The organism is Streptomyces sp. AN091965 (assembly GCF_022698285.1).
GTDB lineage: Bacteria > Actinomycetota > Actinomycetes > Streptomycetales > Streptomycetaceae > Streptomyces.
This window is the reverse complement of the sequence record NZ_JALDMY010000001.1, coordinates 4710075-4722363: the sequence shown is the minus strand read 5'-3', so window position 1 is coordinate 4722363 and position 12289 is coordinate 4710075. Positions and strand designations below refer to the sequence as shown.

Genomic DNA, 12289 nt, shown 5'->3' with positions numbered 1-12289 from the left:
GCTAAAACGTTTCAACTCTGTGGAGTTGAGGCGCCGGAGGCCGAGACTCAGGGGGTACTTTTGCTCCGCTCCTCTCATTCGTCTCCAACGGACCGGTTTTCCCGTCGGGCAGAACCGGTTTCCCAGGCTGGGAGAACCGTGCCATGCCCTCTGAGTCGACCTCCGCGGCCCGGGCCCGCGCCGCCCGCGCGAGCGGCGGCACGGCCGCGCTCGAAGGGCCGCTCAGGGGCTATCACCACGAGACGTACGTCTTCCCGCTGCCGGACGAGTCCGGGGTGACCTGGCGCTGGAAGTGCCGGGAGCCGCGCCCGGGGCTGCTCTGGTTCGACCGCCGCTGCTTCCGGTCGGAGGAGGAGCTGCTCGTCGCGCTCGCCGGGCGCGTCACGCGCGTTCCGGAGGTCATCCAGAAGGACGAGTTCCGGCTCCAGCGGTTCATCGAGGGGCGCACGCTGGGCTCCTGCGCGCGCTCGGGGGCCGAGTCCGGCGCGGAGTACGAACCAGGACCCGGCGCGGGGTGCGGTGCCGACATTCCGGCCGGGGTGATCGACCAGATCGCCGGCCTGTTCGGCGAGCTGGCGGGTGTGGGGCCGGACGACGTGGCGGCCGAGCGGCGCTGCGCCGCCGTGGACCGGCCGCGGGACGGTGACACCAACGGCTTCGTCGAGCGCCTCGTCTTCTTCGCCGAGGAGTACGTCTACCTGAAGAACGAGGACCGGTTCGGCCCGCTCTTCAAGGAGTTCGGGATCGGCAGGGACTCCTTCGCCGTGCTGCGCGAGCGGGTGTCGGGGCTGACGCGCCGCCCTTTCTGTCTGCTCCACGGCGACCTGCACCGGGAGAACTTCGTCCTCGACCGCTGCGGCCAGCTCTGGACGATCGACTGGGAACTCGCGATGGTCGGCGACCCCCTGTACGACCTGGCCACGCATCTGCACCTCATGCGGTACGCGCCGCACCAGGAGCGGCACGTCGTCCGGCGCTGGTGCGAGGCGGTGTCGGCGGCCAGGGCCGGGAGCCGGTCCGGGTGGTGGCGGGACCTGCCGCGGCTGCTCGACTTCAAGCGGGCCCAGTCCGTCTTCACCGACGTCATCCGGGCCGCCCTGATGCTGGAGGGGCAGGAGCGGGCGGAGGGCTCCCTGGAGCGGGCGGCCGGGCGGGTGCACTCCGCGCTCGGCGCCGCCCGGCACGCCCTGGACCTCAAGTCCGTCCCGTCGTACGCCGACACGATGGACGCCCTCGCACGCTGGTCCTGGCCCGAGGAGGAGCGCGGGCCGCGGTAGATCCGGAGGCCCCGGCGTCTGCCAGGCCAGCGCTCAGGCGTAGCGCGGCAGCCCCGCGGCGAGGTGGGCGAAGGCCTGCTCGGAGGCCGTGCGTGCCTGCGCCAGGAGGGTGGCCGCCTGCTCCCCCGCCGCGATCCTGCGCCAGTTCTCCAGCGCGAGCACCCGCTGCACGGCCAGGATCTGCGCCGCCGCCAGGCGGGCTTCGAGGGCGGCTTCGGCGGCTGGGGCGGCGAGGGCGTGGGCGAGGGCGCGTTCGGCCCGGTCCTGGTAGGCGTACAGGCGACCCGTCAGGGCCGGGGTGCCGTAGAGCAGCCGGTGGAAGGCGAGCACGTCGGGGTGGTCGCTGAGACCGGTGACCGGGTCGTGGCGGTCGAGCCCGGCGTGGAAGTGGTCGCGCAGCGCCGTCAGCGGGGAGCGGTCGCCGCGGGCCGCGACCACGCGGGCCGCCTCGTCCTCGTGGTCGGCGAACCGGTGCAGGACCAGGTCCTCCTTGGCCGGGAAGTATCGGAACAGCGTGGGTTTGGAGACCTCCGCCGCGGCCGCCACCTCCGCGACCGACACCTTGTCGAAGCCGCGCTCCAGGAAGAGCGCGACCGCCGTGTCGGAGATCGTCTGCTGCGTGCGCCGCTTCTTGAGCTGCCGCAGGCCGACGGGGGCCGGGTCGGTGTGCGGGGGCGTGTCCGTCGTACCGGTCATGGTGCCAGCGTAGCCCAAAGTGAGCCTCAGTAAAAAATGTAACTGAGTAACGTATTTTGCTACGCTCGTCGGCATGACACCACTCGACGAAGAGCTCGCACGGGAGCGCGGCTACCACGACACCTGCCGCGCCGCCCTCGCCGCGATGGTGGACGGGGCCCAGGAACAGGTGATCAGCGGCGAGAACGCCTCCGCGTCCGGCGCCGACGCCGAAGTGCTCGGCTACCAGCTGCGCAGCAGGGCCAAGGAGATGAGCGAACTCCCGCAAGGCCCCCTGTACTTCGGGCGGCTCGACTTCGACCCCGAGGCGGCGGACGCGGGCGACCACCGCGGCCAGCGCTATCACATCGGACGGCTGCGCATCACCGAGGACCCGGCCGCGCCCCCACTGGTCGTCGACTGGCGGGCGCCCGTGTCGCGCGCCTTCTACCAGGCGGGCACCCGCGATCCGCAGGGCGTGGCCGTCCGCCGCCGCTTCGGCTGGGCACCCGGCAGCAAAGGGGAATCCGCCGACCTCACCGGCCTGGAGGACGAACACCTGACGTCCGGCAAGGCGGCCGCGCCGAGCCGCATCGTCGCCGGGGAGATCGAGCGGCCCCGCGTCGGCCCGATGCGCGACATCGCCGCCACCATCCAGCCCGAGCAGGACGACCTCGTCCGGGCCGCCCTCACCGCCTCCGTGTGCGTTCAGGGTGCCCCCGGTACCGGCAAGACCGCCGTCGGCCTGCACCGCGCGGCCTACCTCCTCTACACCCACCCGCAGCGCGTCCGCCGCTCCGGCCTGCTGATCCTCGGCCCCAACCGCACCTTCCTGCGGTACATCGCCGAGGTCCTGCCCTCCCTCGGCGAGACCGGGGTGCGCCAGTCCACCGTCCAGGACGAGATCGCCCGGCAGCCCGTCACGGCGTACGACGACGAGCGGGCCGCGGCCGTCAAGCACGACGCCCGGATGGCGGAGGTGCTGCGCCGCGCCCTCTACGCGCGCGTGACGCCCGTCGCCGCCGACCTCGCCCTGCCGGACGGCTCGTACCGCTGGCGGATCCCCGCCGCCGACCTGGAGCGGATCGTCGCGGACGTCCGCGCGGAGGAACCGCCCTACGACACCGGCCGCGAGCGCGTCCGCAGCCGCGCCGTCCGCCACATCCAGGACCAGGCCGAGCGCCGCGCGGGCCCGATGAACAACACCTGGGTGCAGAAGGTCTCCCGGGCGCGGCCCGTCTCCGCCTTCGTCGACGCGGCCTGGCCGAAGGCCCGCCCCGAAGAGGTCCTCTGCGAACTCCTCGGGGACGCGGGGGCGTTGGCCCGGGCCTGTGACGGCCTCCTCTCGCCCGCGGAGCAGCGGGCGATCGTGTGGGCCAGGCCGCCCCGTTCGTCCAGGTCGGCGCGGTGGTCGGCTGCCGACCTCGTCCTCCTCGACGAGCTCGCGGGCCTCGTGGAACGGCCCGAGGGCTACGGTCACATCGTGGTCGACGAGGCGCAGGACCTCTCGCCGATGGAGTGCCGTGCCATCGCGCGCCGCGTCGGCTTCGGCTCCGTCACCGTCCTCGGCGACCTCGCGCAGGGCACCACGCCGTGGGCCGCCCGCGCCTGGCCCGAGCTCCTCGCCCACCTCGGCAAGCCGGACACCCAGGTCACCCCGCTCACCACCGGCTTCCGCGTCCCGCGGGCCATCGTCACGCTCGCCAACGACCTGCTCGCCGGGCTCGACGTCGACGTGCCGCCCGCGCGCTCCCTGCGCCGCGACGGCGACCTCGCGGTCCGGCGGGTGCCGGACGTGCTGAGCGGCGCCGTCACGGCGGTCCGCGGAGCCCTCGCCCGCGAGGGCTCCATCGGCGTCATCGCGGCCGACGCCGCCACGGACGCGCTGCGCGCCGCGCTCGCCGGCGCGGGCATCGGGGCGGCGGGCCCGGACGAGCTGGGCGCGCGCGTCACGGTCGTCCCCGCGTCGGTGGCCAAGGGCCTGGAGTACGACCACGTGGTGGCGGTCGAACCGGCCGCGATCGCGGAGGCGGAGGAGCGCGGACGGCACCGGCTGTACGTGGTCCTGACCCGGGCGGTGTCGAGTCTTGAGGTGGTGCACAGCAGGGAGTTGCCGTGGCGGGCGGCCTAGGAGGCCGGGGTGTCCCTTCCTAATTTGGCACTGGATAGATGGTTCTATTTACTGCGGGACAAGAAGTCGTCCTGCCCGCCTTCGGCCTCGCGATGGAGGACGTACCCTCATGAACCCCCGCGCCGACACCCTGACCACGGCCCCCGGCGGGCGGCACGCGCTGCGCATGGAGCGGCGCATCGGCCACCCGCCCGAGCGGGTCTGGGCCGCCCTCACCCGGCCCGAGCTCCTGAAGCACTGGTTCCCGTCCGAGGCGGGCGCGGGTGAGCCGACCGACGTCGAGGCGCCCCGCCTGTACGCGTTCACCTGGGGCGACGACCACCTGCGCTGGGAGGTCGCGCCGGACCCGGAGACCGGAGGCTCGCTGCTCACGCTCGTGCACACCTTCGCCGACCGGTTCGGCGCCCCGAGCTTCGGCGCCGGGTGGCACCTGTGCGTCAGCGCGCTCGGCGAACTCCTGGACGGCACCGCGGAACCGGCCCGCGCCCACGACACGGGCGAGCTGCATGAGGCGTACCTGGAACAGTTCGACCTCGGCGGCGGCGAGATCACCACCGACGGCACCGTCCGCTTCGAACGCCAGCTGGTGCGGCCCGCCGACGTCGTCTGGGCCGCGCTCACCGACGGCGACGAGGTCCTCAAGGGCTCCGAGGCACCGGAGGGCCTCGTCGCCGACGGCGTCCTGGCCGGGGAGGTCACGGAGGTGCGGGTGCCGGAACTGGTGGCGTACGAGGTGGCCGGGGGCGGCGAGGTGCGTGTGCGGCTGCTCGACGGGACGGGCTACGGGGCGCGGCTCGTGCTGACGCACGCGGGAGCCGTGGATCCGGGAGGTGCGCGGGCGGCGTGGCACGCGCGGGTGGAGCGGCTGGCGGGGCGGCTGCTGGAGGGGTGAGAACCATCAACCGTGCGGGTTGGCTTCCCTGCCCTCTGTGCTGAGGAGCACCACCGTCGTGGTCGGTGTCACCGCGAGGGCGGCTCGGCGGTCGGCCCCCGTCAGTGCTGCTCGGGCGCCCGCGAGGGGCGCGGCGCCGCACGGGCCCGAGGGGACGCCGAGGGCGGTCAGGTCGTGGAGGGCCGTCGCGGCTGCGGTGTCCGGTACGGCGGTGGCCGCGTCGAGGCCGTCGCGCAGGTACGGCCAGGCGAGGCTGGAGAGCGTGCCGCAGTTCAGGCCCGCCATGGCCGTCGTGCGGGTGGGCACGGTGACGGGCTCGCCGCGCGTGAGGCTCGCGAGGGCGGGTGCCGCCGCGGTCGGCTCGACGGCGAGCAGCGCGGGGGCGGTCCCGGGGGCGGGGCGGCCGCGGTAGTGCGTGACGGCGGCCTGCGCCAGGGAGCCCACGCCGACGGGCACCACGACCAGGCCGGGCGCCCCGGCCCCGGCCGCCGCGAGCTGCTCGTCGACCTCCGCGAACAGCGTGGCGTACCCCTCGACGATCAGCGCGGGCACCTCCGCGTAGCCAGGCCAGGCGGTGTCCTGGACGAGTACCGCGTGCGCGGCGGCGCGCGCCGCCGCGGCGGCCTCGCGGACCGCCCGGTCGTAGTCCCCGGCGACCCGCGTGACCCGCGCCCCCTCGCCCTCGATCGCGGCGGCCGCCCCGGGGTGCACTCCCTGCGACACGAAGACGTGGGCGCCGTGGCCGAGCCGCCGTGCCTCGCGGGCCACCGCGCGGCCGTGGTTGCCGTCGGTCGCCGTCACGAACTCCACGCGCTCCCCGGCCGGACGGTCCGCGAGCAGCCGGTGCACGGCCCACGACGTGCCGAGCACCTTGAACGCGGGCAGCCCGAGCCGCGCCGACTCGTCCTTGACGAAGACCCGCCCCACTCCCAACTCGGCTGCCAGCGAGGGGAGTTCCGTCAGGGGTGTGGGCGCGTACCCGGGCAGGGACGCGTGGAAGTCCCGGACGCCGGCCGGGGCGGGCGCGCAGGTCCAGGCGCGGGCGGCGGGGCGCGCGAACCACGGCGTCGTACGGGCGGAAGCGGAGGTCTCGGTCATGTGCCCCACCTTGCGGTCCGGTCGATCTTTCGGTCCAGCGGATCTTTCCGACCTATGTGCGTCAGGAGCTGTGCCGGGACCCGCTGCGGCTCGCCGTGCCGGACCTGCCGCCCGGCAGGCGCTGCGCGCGGCGGCTCAGGCGTCGGCGCCGAGGGCGTCGAGCGCCGCGAGCACGTCGGCGGGCTCGGCGCGCAGCGCGTAGTCGGTCGCCACGAACGCCCAGCGGACGACGCCCGCGGAGTCGATGACGTACGTCGCGGGCAGGGGCAGGGTGCGGCCGTGCCCGCCGTTGACGCGCTGGAGCTCGAAGCCGAGGCCGTCGTAGAGCGCGCCCAGCTCCTCGCCCAGGTCGAAGGCGATGCCGTAGCTCTTGGCGACGTCCGAGCCGAGGTCGCTGAGCACGTCGAAGGCGAGGCCCTCCTTCTCCGTCAGGGACAGCGACTCGTCGGGGACCTGCGGCGAGACGGCGACGAGCCGGGCGCCGCGGGCGGTGACCGCGTCGTGGTGCTCCTGGAGCGCGCGCAGCGCCAGATTGCAGAACGGGCACCAGGCGCCCCGGTAGAAGGTGAGCACGACCGGCCCCTCGGCGAGCAGCCCGGCCAGCGAAACCTCCGCGCCCGTCGCCGACTTGAGGGTGAAGAGCGGGGCCCGTGCCCCGACGCCGACGGCCCGGTCCGTGATGCCGGATACGGCGAGCGCCTCGGCGTTGCGGTCCATGGTCGCCATGGTGTCGGCGGACAGTTTGAGGTGGCGGTTGTCGTGGAGGAAGCGGAGTTCGTCGCGCAGGCTCATGCGGGGCCGTCCTTCTCGTGGGTGCCGCGTGGTCGTCGATGCCGCGTGCTCGCCGTCCCGGCGGCGCGGGCGGGTGGCCGCCGCGCTTATCTTGGAACGACCGTTTCAGGATGGTGGTGGCCCCGTGCGGGCGTCAAGGGCTAACTTGGAACGGCCAGTTCAGGAATCGACCGGGGAGGGGGCGCGGTGCCCGACATCAAGCACTTCGACCCCGACGCGGCTCTGGAGCGCGTCGAGCGCCTCTTCTGGCGGCTCGGCGCCGCCACCGTCTCCATCCAGACCGTCACCGCCGAGACGGGGCTCAACCGCTCCAGCCTGTACGCCACCTTCGGCGGCAAGCGCCAGCTCTACCTGGCCGCCCTGCGCCGTTACGTGCGCGAGCGCGCGTACCCGGCGTGCGAGCGCCTCGCGGGCGACGGGCGCGGCCTGCCCGCGATCCAGGAGGCCTTCGAGGGCCTGATCGAGCAGCGCTGCCGCGGCGAGTACGCGGGCTGGGGCTGCATGCTCGTCAACGCCTACGCGGGCGGCGAGGCCGAGGACCCCGACGTCCGCGCCGTCCTGGACGAGCACCACCGGCGGCTGCGGGACGCGATGGCGGCCGCCCTGGCATCGGCCCGCGCCGAGGGGCAGCTCGCGCCGGGGGCCGACCTCGATGCCACCGCCGAGACGCTGGTCCTGCTCGCGTACGGCGTGAACCTGCGCTCGCGCGCCGGTGCGGGCACGGAGGCGCTGCGGCGCACGGTGACGGCGGCGCTGGCGGGGCTGCGGGCCCCGGCGGCCCCGGCCGGCTGACGGCCTGCGGCACCTCAGGTGCCGTGACCGGCATCTCTGTGGCGCACCGGCGGTGCCAAGCGCCCCTATTGCCCCTCTCGTAATGCCTCTGAGGGCGGCGTTCCGTTCCTGGATGGCGCGCGTGGCGCACGCGGCTCCGGCGTACGCGCGTACATGAATAACGCCAGGTCAGACGGCATCCGGTGTGATGGGTCAACGCGCTGTGCGCCCCGCTTCACGCCCCGTGGCGCCACCCTTGCGCCAAGCGGGCTTGCGTTGGCGCCATGGTGATGCCATGCTGGCGTCATGAAGTTCAGGGCGCCCACCGGCGGCGCCGGACCCAACGATCGGAACAGGACGGCCATGCCTACCTTCGACACCCCCGAACCGCTCTCCGCCCTCGTCGAGTTCGACATGGGCACCGCCCGCTTCACCGCCACCAAGCGCCTCGACACCGTCGTCACGGTGGCGCCGACCGACGACGGCGAGAGCGCCGACGTGAAGGCCGCCCAGCAGGTCGAGGTCTCGTGCGTCGACGGCCGCCTGGTCGTCAAGGGCCCCAAGCAGCGGTCCGTGTTCGGCAAGAGCGGCTCGGTGGAGGTCACCGTGGAGCTGCCGTCCGGCTCGGACGTCCGGGGCGTGACCGCCGCCGGTTCCTTCTGGACCGAGGGCCGCCTCGGGGACTGCCGCTTCGAGTCGTCCGCCGGTGACATCTCCGTCGCGGAGACCGGCGCGGCCTACCTCAAGACCGGCTTCGGCGCGGTCCGCCTCTCGCGGGCCACCGGCGACGTCGAGGTCGAGGCGGCGGGCCAGGTCGACCTCGGCGACATCACCGGCACCGCCACCGTCAGGAACCACAAGAACGACACCAGCATCGGCGAGATCACCGGCGACCTGCGCGCCACCACCGCCAACGGCAACATCTACGTCGGCGTCGCACACGCCGCCGTCGACGCGAAGGCCGACAACGGCAGCATCAAGCTTGCCGACGTCGCCCGCGGCCGCGTCACCATGGAGGCCGCCATCGGCGACCTGGAGGTCGGCATCCGCGACTCCAGCGTGGCCTGGCTGGAGGCCAACTCCCAGTTCGGCGCGGTGCGCAACGCGCTCGGCTCCGCCGCGGGCCCCGCGCCGGGCGCCGAGACCGTCGAGATCTCGGCCCGCACCGGCTACGGCGACATCGTGGTCCGCTCCGCCTCCGCCTGACGCGCCCCCGTCCCGGGGCGCACACAGCACCGGATCGCACCAGTCACGGAAGAAACGAAGCAAGGAGGCGGCACGATGACTGCCACCACCGGTTTGACCGCTCCGCCGAAAGCGATCGCCGCACAAGGGCTGCGCAAGGCGTACGGCGAGAAGGTCGTGCTCGACGGGATCGACCTGAGCGTCGCGCCCGGCACGACCTTCGCGCTCCTCGGTCCGAACGGTGCGGGCAAGACGACCACCGTGCAGATCCTCTCCACCCTGATCGCCCACGACGGCGGCACGGCCCAGATCGCGGGCCACGACCTGGTCCGCCACGCGGACGCGGTCCGCGAGTCCATCGGCGTGACGGGGCAGTTCGCCGCGGTGGACGGCCTGTTGACCGCCGAGGAGAACATGCTCCTCATCGCGGACCTGCTGCACCTGGACCGGGCCGAGGGCAGACGCCGCGCCGCCGAACTCCTGGAGCGCTTCGAGATCGCCGACGTGGCGCGCAAGCCCGCCTCGACCTTCTCCGGCGGCATGCGCCGCAAACTGGACCTGGCGATGACGCTGGTCGGCCGCCCGAGCGTGATCTTCCTCGACGAGCCGACGACCGGCCTTGACCCGCGCAGCCGCCGCACCATGTGGGACCTGATCCGCGACCTGGTCGCGGGCGGCACCACCATCTTCCTGACCACGCAGTACCTGGAAGAGGCCGACCAACTGGCCGACCGCATCGCGGTGCTCGACGGCGGGAAGATCGTCGCCGAGGGCACCGCCGAAGAGCTCAAGCGCCGCATCCCCGGCGGCCACATCCGCCTGCGCTTCAACGACATCCACCAGCTGAACGCCGCCACCGACCGCCTCGCCCTGTCCACCGTCACGCGCGACGACGACGAGCTCACGCTCCAGGTCCCCAGCGACGGCAGCATCCCCGTCCTGCGCGCCGTCCTCGACGTCCTGGAGGGCTCCGGCATCCAGGCGGAGGCGCTCACCGTGCACACCCCCGACCTGGACGACGTCTTCCTGTCCCTGACCGGCCAGGACCGCAGGCCCGTCACCGCGGGCACCGCCGTGAAGGAGGCTCAGCGATGAGCACCACCACCTACGCGCTGCGCGACTCGATGACGATGCTGCGCCGCAACCTCAAGCACGCCCAGCGGTACCCCTCGCTGACCCTGTCGGTCGTGGTCCTGCCGGTCCTGATGCTGCTGATGTTCGTCTACGTCTTCGGCGCCCCGCTGGGCGACGGCATCGACGTACCCGGCGTCGGGGGCGGTGGCGGCCGGGACGCGTACACCAACTACATCACCCCCGGCATCCTCCTGATGGCCATCGCCACCAGCTCGATCGCCACGGCCGTCTCGGTGTGCACCGACATGACCGAGGGCATCATCAACCGCTTCCGGACGATGTCGATCTCCCGGGCCTCGGTCCTCGTCGGACACGTCCTCGGCAACGTGGTGCAGACCGCGGTCAGCCTCCTGCTCATCGTGTGCGTCGCCCTCGCGGTCGGCTTCCGCTCCAACGCCCACGTCCTGGAGTGGGCGGCGGTCCTCGGCCTGCTGCTGTTCCTGGCGTTCGCGCTCGCCTGGCTCTCGGCGGCGATCGGCCTCGGCTCCGAGAGCGTGGAGACGGCCTCCAACGCGCCGCTGCCGCTGGCGTTCCTGCCCTTCCTGGGCTCGGCGGTGGTCCCGCCGGACTCGATGCCCGCCGGGATCCGCTGGTTCGCGGAGTACCAGCCCTTCACACCGATCACCGAGACGGTGCGCGGTCTGCTCCTGGGCACCGGGATCGGCAATGACGGCTGGATCTCCCTGGCCTGGCTGACCGCCCTGACCGTGCTCGGCTACGTGTGGGCCAAGGCCTCCTTCAACCGGGTCGCCAACCGCTGAGCGCCCGGGTGCCGGATCAACCGACCATCCGGTACCCGAAGTTGCCCCCGCCCGCCGGACCGCCCAGGGCGTCCAGCCCGAAGCCGGTGGCGCCGGTGCCGGTGACGCCGCCGGGCCCGGTCGGCAGCCGCCAGACGCGGCCCTTGAAGCCGTCCTCGCCGTTGCCGCCCACGAGGACCTCGGGGCGGCCGCCCGCGCCGGTCACGGCCACCGCCGCGCCGAAGTGGTCGTCGGCCTCCGACGTGCTGGGCACGCCCTTGGAGTTCTGCGTGAGCGTCCGCGCGCCCTCGGTGGTGATCCCGGACGGGCCGCCGCGCAGTACGGTCACCGCGCCCGCCCCCGCCGTCGCCACCGGGTCGGAGCCGGTCTCGTACGAGGCGCCGACGACGAGGTCCGCGTACCCGTCCGCGTCGGTGTCGCCGATCGCCACCGCGGAGCCGAACCTGTCGCCCGCCTCGTCGACGCCCGGCACCCCCGCGCTCGCCTGGGAGTACGAGCGGGACGTCAGGCCCGTACCGTCGGGGCCGCCGTACGTCACGTACACCTTGTTCTGGTCCGGGTGGCCGGTGACCAGGTCCTGGTAGCCGTCCTTGTTCAGATCGCCGAACGCGGACGGCAGGACGGTGCCGTGCCGGTACGGGGCCTTGAACGCGCTGCCCTTGACCATGCCGTCCTTGGAGCCCTTGAGGACGACGCCGCCCGGCTTGCCGCTGCCGAGGACGACACCGCCACTGGCCACGACGTCGTCGATGCCGTCGCCGGTCAGGTCGCCCACGTAGACGGTGCCGATGACGAGCTTGTCGGCCTTCCCGGAGTCGCGGTGCCAGATGCCCGCGGGCTTGCCCGTCTCCCGGTTCAGCGGGCCGAGCAGCACGGAGACGCCGTACGAGAGGCCGTTGTGGCCGCGGCTGACGAAGTCGTCGACGCCGTCGCCGTTGACGTCGCCCACGCCCGCGCCGCCGCCGAGCAGCTTGGGGGAGTCCGCCCGGTAGTCACCGGGCGGCAGGGCGGTGCCCGCGCCGGTGATGCCGTCCTTGCCGCCCCACAGCACCGTGTTCTTCTGGAGCCAGTGCACGACCAGGTCGTCGTACCCGTCGCCGTCCAGATCGCCGTAGGAACTGGCCTCGCGCCAGCGCGCGTCCGGAACGGGATCGCCCGGGACGCCCGGCGTGCCCTGGCCGATGACGTGCGCGGTCTCGTACGTCAGCCCGTGCGCGGAGCCGTAGGCGACGGTGACGGCGCCCGCCCGCTGCACGCCGTCGACGGTCGCGGTGTGCGCGCCGACGGCCAGGTCCGGGTAGCCGTCCCCGTTGAAGTCCGGTCCGTCGACGGCCGGTCGGGCGCCGCCGGGCGCCTTCTCCGGTCCGGCCGCGCTCGCGGTCGGCGCCAGGCCGACGGCTCCCAGGACGACGGCGGTGCACAGGCCCGCCGCGGTGAGCGCTCTGTGGCGCATGGGTCCCCCCATTGGTTCACGGCGGCCCCCCGGCCACCGGAAGATCGAATAGGTGTCCGGATGATACGCGGGCGCCGCGGACCCGACGCGGACCCGACGCGGGCGACGCGGACCCGGCAT

11 protein-coding genes are annotated in these 12289 nt (G+C 73.8%); 7 read left to right on the top strand and 4 right to left on the bottom strand.

Features of this window, described 5'->3' with window-relative positions; translation table 11 throughout:
* Positions 1-143 precede the first annotated feature (143 nt).
* Complete coding sequence (locus MQV74_RS19835) at positions 144-1277, top strand: phosphotransferase (RefSeq protein WP_242719553.1); 1134 nt, start codon at positions 144-146, stop codon at positions 1275-1277.
* Positions 1278-1310: 33 nt separating this feature from the next.
* Here the strand turns inward: MQV74_RS19835 and MQV74_RS19830 are convergent, their stop codons facing one another.
* Entirely contained in the window at positions 1311-1973 is a 663-nt protein-coding gene (locus MQV74_RS19830) for a TetR/AcrR family transcriptional regulator (RefSeq protein ID WP_242719551.1), read from the bottom strand.
* Positions 1974-2046: 73 nt separating this feature from the next.
* Here MQV74_RS19830 and MQV74_RS19825 point away from each other — a divergent pair, with 73 nt between their 5' ends.
* Together MQV74_RS19825 and MQV74_RS19820 are read left to right on the top strand one after the other, a co-directional pair.
* Positions 2047-4083 carry a HelD family protein gene (locus MQV74_RS19825; RefSeq protein WP_242719549.1) on the top strand — a complete coding sequence of 679 codons (2037 nt, stop codon included), beginning with the start codon at positions 2047-2049 and terminating at the stop codon, positions 4081-4083.
* Positions 4084-4192: 109 nt separating this feature from the next.
* On the top strand, positions 4193-4975 hold the full coding sequence (locus MQV74_RS19820) for a toxin-antitoxin system toxin subunit (protein ID WP_242719547.1): 783 nt from the start codon (positions 4193-4195) through the stop codon (positions 4973-4975).
* Between the two features lie 6 nt (positions 4976-4981).
* On the opposite strand, the gene MQV74_RS19815 is transcribed toward MQV74_RS19820, so the two are convergent.
* Positions 4982-6073, bottom strand: coding sequence for a pyridoxal-phosphate dependent enzyme (locus MQV74_RS19815; protein WP_242719545.1), 1092 nt, complete (start codon positions 6071-6073; stop codon positions 4982-4984).
* 135 nt (positions 6074-6208) lie between these two features.
* Positions 6209-6865, bottom strand: coding sequence for a peroxiredoxin-like family protein (locus MQV74_RS19810; RefSeq protein WP_242719543.1), 657 nt, complete (start codon positions 6863-6865; stop codon positions 6209-6211).
* A gap of 186 nt (positions 6866-7051) precedes the next feature.
* Between MQV74_RS19810 and MQV74_RS19805 the strand changes: the two genes are divergently transcribed.
* The 4 genes from MQV74_RS19805 (at position 7052) to MQV74_RS19790 (ending at position 10716) form a co-directional block, all read left to right on the top strand.
* Positions 7052-7657 carry a TetR/AcrR family transcriptional regulator gene (locus MQV74_RS19805; RefSeq protein WP_242719541.1) on the top strand — a complete coding sequence of 202 codons (606 nt, stop codon included), beginning with the start codon at positions 7052-7054 and terminating at the stop codon, positions 7655-7657.
* A gap of 342 nt (positions 7658-7999) precedes the next feature.
* Positions 8000-8842, top strand: a complete 843-nt coding sequence (locus MQV74_RS19800) for a DUF4097 family beta strand repeat-containing protein (RefSeq protein WP_242719539.1) — start codon at positions 8000-8002, stop codon at positions 8840-8842.
* A 75-nt stretch (positions 8843-8917) separates the two neighbouring features.
* Complete coding sequence (locus MQV74_RS19795) at positions 8918-9916, top strand: ATP-binding cassette domain-containing protein (RefSeq protein ID WP_242719537.1); 999 nt, start codon at positions 8918-8920, stop codon at positions 9914-9916.
* Complete coding sequence (locus MQV74_RS19790) at positions 9913-10716, top strand: ABC transporter permease (RefSeq protein WP_242719535.1); 804 nt, start codon at positions 9913-9915, stop codon at positions 10714-10716. The genes MQV74_RS19795 and MQV74_RS19790 overlap by 4 nt, the downstream gene beginning before the upstream one ends.
* A 16-nt stretch (positions 10717-10732) precedes the next feature.
* On the opposite strand, the gene MQV74_RS19785 is transcribed toward MQV74_RS19790, so the two are convergent.
* Entirely contained in the window at positions 10733-12169 is a 1437-nt protein-coding gene (locus tag MQV74_RS19785; RefSeq protein WP_242719533.1) for an FG-GAP-like repeat-containing protein, read from the bottom strand.
* Between the last annotated feature and the right edge of the window lie 120 nt (positions 12170-12289).

What these genes read in the sequence shown, in the direction of transcription:
- MQV74_RS19825 (WP_242719549.1), top strand. Translation starts at nt 2,047, where the DNA reads ATGACACCACTCGACGAAGAGCTCGCACGGGAGCGCGGCTACCACGAC.
- MQV74_RS19790 (WP_242719535.1), top strand. Translation starts at nt 9,913, where the DNA reads ATGAGCACCACCACCTACGCGCTGCGCGACTCGATGACGATGCTGCGC.
- MQV74_RS19815 (WP_242719545.1), bottom strand. Translation starts at nt 6,073, where the DNA reads ATGACCGAGACCTCCGCTTCCGCCCGTACGACGCCGTGGTTCGCGCGC.
- MQV74_RS19820 (WP_242719547.1), top strand. Translation starts at nt 4,193, where the DNA reads ATGAACCCCCGCGCCGACACCCTGACCACGGCCCCCGGCGGGCGGCAC.
- MQV74_RS19785 (WP_242719533.1), bottom strand. Translation starts at nt 12,169, where the DNA reads ATGCGCCACAGAGCGCTCACCGCGGCGGGCCTGTGCACCGCCGTCGTC.
- MQV74_RS19835 (WP_242719553.1), top strand. Translation starts at nt 144, where the DNA reads ATGCCCTCTGAGTCGACCTCCGCGGCCCGGGCCCGCGCCGCCCGCGCG.
- MQV74_RS19800 (WP_242719539.1), top strand. Translation starts at nt 8,000, where the DNA reads ATGCCTACCTTCGACACCCCCGAACCGCTCTCCGCCCTCGTCGAGTTC.
- MQV74_RS19810 (WP_242719543.1), bottom strand. Translation starts at nt 6,865, where the DNA reads ATGAGCCTGCGCGACGAACTCCGCTTCCTCCACGACAACCGCCACCTC.
- MQV74_RS19830 (WP_242719551.1), bottom strand. Translation starts at nt 1,973, where the DNA reads ATGACCGGTACGACGGACACGCCCCCGCACACCGACCCGGCCCCCGTC.
- MQV74_RS19795 (WP_242719537.1), top strand. Translation starts at nt 8,918, where the DNA reads ATGACTGCCACCACCGGTTTGACCGCTCCGCCGAAAGCGATCGCCGCA.